We start from the raw sequence: 597 nt of genomic DNA on the forward strand, positions 1-597 counted from the left end.
GTCGATATCGGTCGCCTCCTGCTGCAGAACACTTCCTACCTGTCTGACTCGACCAAGGCGGTGCTCGGTGATTATGCGCACGCCGCCGAGCGTGCCTGGCGTGAAGACGGGGCCGAGGGCGTCGATGGTTTTCTGCGGGCATTGCGCGAACGAGAGCAGGTCTGGGCGGTGGTGGTCGACGCCGAGCTGCGTTCGCTGTCCTCGCAGCCGCTGGACGGGGAGGCGCGGCAGCGCCTGGATTTCGTGCGTGCGCTTGACTTCTCCGTCGGACGCCCCGGGGGCACACCGGCATTTTCCATTCCGTTCAGCGACGACCAGGCGCGCCTGATCATGGAGCTGCCGCAGCGCCTGAGCCCGCGTCGCTACAACGACATCTGGGAAGCCCTGCTGCAGCGGGTGCTGCCGGCCGTGCTCGCGGTATTGCTCGGCCTGCTGTTGTACCGCGTGCTGATCGCGCCGCTGGCGATCCTGCGCCGCCAGGCGGTGGCACTGAGTGCCGGCGACCTGGATGCCCGGGTCGGTCCCGGGGTGGGCGGCCGCCAGGACGAGCTGGGAGAGCTGGCGCGGACCTTCGATCATATGGCCGGGCGCCTGCAG

At 69.0% G+C, this 597-nt stretch carries 1 protein-coding gene; it reads left to right on the forward strand.

The window, feature by feature from the left end:
- A partial coding sequence (locus tag J0A65_RS25160; RefSeq protein WP_206596955.1) for a histidine kinase sensor domain-containing protein occupies nucleotides 1–597 on the forward strand: 597 nt, incomplete at both ends.

The organism is Bowmanella yangjiangensis, from assembly GCF_017255015.1.
Lineage (GTDB): Bacteria > Pseudomonadota > Gammaproteobacteria > Enterobacterales > Alteromonadaceae > Bowmanella > Bowmanella yangjiangensis.